Below are 2,133 nucleotides of genomic sequence, written 5' to 3'. Positions count from 1 at the left end.
GAACTTGCACCTACCCCTGTGCCAGTGGCAGAAGAACCTGAACTTGCACCTACCCCTGTGCCAGTGGCAAGAACTCAGCTACAACAAAGTAAGGCTTTTCTTACTCATATCCAAGGTGAACAACAAATAGAGTTGCCACAGAATTTATCCGTGATTCATATTGGTAAGCCGAATGATAGAATACCTCCGGACATAGATATTTCTGGATTTTCCAATTCAGAAATTGTCTCTCGAATTCATGCAGATATTAGAGTTGAGGGAGATTTTCACTATATTGAAGATGTAGGTAGTTCTAATGGTACATATATAAACAATTTGCCACTATTGCCGGGAAATAGACATAAGATGCGGCCAGGTGATCGCATTAGTCTAGGAAAAGGAGACTTGGTGACATTCTTGTTCCAACTATCTTAAATTCGGATAGTCACACAAATTTTGAAGTCAAATAACATATGATTGCACTGATTCTCCTGAATTTCCTGCAATCATTACCTCCTCAAAAGTCAAAAATTGAAGATGAATTAGTCACTCGTCATTAGTCCAGGCATTTAATAATCATTGATTTTCCTTTATCCATAAAATGATGAAAATTCCAATAATTGGCTTAATTAATAAGAGATAAACCATTATTGAGGAATTATATATTAGGTTTTATATGGAACTTCATAAAATATAAAAACCATAAAATCATATGAGCTTTACAAGGATAATATAGCTTTATGATTAGTTAGTCTTATTTACTAAACTCAAATTTATTGAGGAAAATTAATCTCAGAGAAAATATGTTGATTTATCTACAATTTGTATTTATAAATGGCAGATTGTAGAATCTTATAGCCAAAATTTCTATTTGAAAAGCTAAAAAATCATAAATTATAATTTATGATTTTTTATTAAATGAGAAGTTTTGTTATGTAAGTCCTACTACCCAATTTTTGATACTCAAAGGACTTTAACTCAAATAAATATCATGAACTGAATTTCTATAATTAATACTTTTACAATTTATTTTGGATATCTGCCCTTATATTTTAAATATAGATATTTATATTTACCTGATAAATACCTAAAGAAAATTCTTTAATATTTAGATTCTACTCACAATACTTTTAATTACTTTTGTAGGAGAAATATTTTATGAGGAAATTGGGAACAAATTTTGGATTTTTCTGGTTGATTGCAGCAGCACTTGTTACTGTGTTTTTATGGCAAGTTCCAGCAGGAGCTTATATTCTTTATCCTTTTACAATTCTAGCAACGTGGTTTCACGAAATGGGACATGGTTTAGTAGCGATGATTTTGGGGGGGGATTTTCAGAAATTACAAATCTATGGAAATGGTTCTGGAGTTGCTTTTTATAGTGGTAGACTTTACCTAGGTTCTGTTGGTAAGGCTCTAGTTGCGGCTGGTGGACCCATGGGTCCACCAGCCGCAGGTGCAGTTATTATTTTAGCTTCGCGAAATTTATATACAGCTTCTATCTGTTTAAGAATTTTAGGTAGTTTATTATTATTTTCAGTCTTAATGTGGATACGATCACCATTCGGTATCATTACCATTAGTTTATTGGGCATAATTACTCTGATTATTTCCCTTAAAGCTGCACCACAGTTTCAAATTTTCACTACACAATTTCTAGGGGTACAAGCTTGTATTAGTACTTACCACCAACTAAGCTATTTATTTAGCAGCAGCGCTGGTAATCTGGGTTTATCTGATACTGCCCAAATCCAAAAGTACTTGTTTTTACCTTACTGGTTTTGGGGTGGATTAATGTCAATCGTGTCCTTTCTGATTCTACTGCAGAGCCTCCGTACTGCTTATAATAATAGTTAATATAAAATTCTATGACAGTTGTATAAAATTATTGAATTATTTGTATTATTAATACTAAAATTAACCGGTATTATTTAGTAAAGCAATCATAAAAAATTATGACCTAAAAATTGTCTATTTATAACAGTAAGTAAATTGAAATTACTAAATTAGTCTAGTAGATATTGTAAATATAAAAAGATAATTAAATTCTATTTTTTATTCAAAAATAAGATAGATAAATAAATTTGGTATCCTGAAATATTAAGTGATTTTTTTGAGATATACTCTTTAATAAATTTATAAAGTTTGAAGAAT

General features: G+C 30.8%; 2 protein-coding genes. Both read left to right on the top strand.

Annotation, left to right across the window (positions count from 1 at the left end; genetic code table 11):
- The coding region (locus tag RINTHH_RS07220; RefSeq protein WP_044304848.1) for an FHA domain-containing protein at positions 1-414 on the top strand (414 nt) is incomplete at its 5' end.
- Positions 415-1,137: 723 nt separating this feature from the next.
- Entirely contained in the window at positions 1,138-1,836 is a 699-nt protein-coding gene (locus tag RINTHH_RS07215) for a M50 family metallopeptidase (RefSeq protein WP_008234799.1), read from the top strand.
- Positions 1,837-2,133 lie beyond the last annotated feature (297 nt).

Source organism: Richelia intracellularis HH01, assembly GCF_000350105.1.
Taxonomy (GTDB): domain Bacteria; phylum Cyanobacteriota; class Cyanobacteriia; order Cyanobacteriales; family Nostocaceae; genus Richelia; species Richelia intracellularis.
Note: the sequence above shows the minus strand (reverse complement) of the source record. Positions and strands in the feature narration are given on the sequence as shown.

What these genes read in the sequence shown, in the direction of transcription:
- RINTHH_RS07215 (WP_008234799.1), top strand. Translation starts at nt 1,138, where the DNA reads ATGAGGAAATTGGGAACAAATTTTGGATTTTTCTGGTTGATTGCAGCA.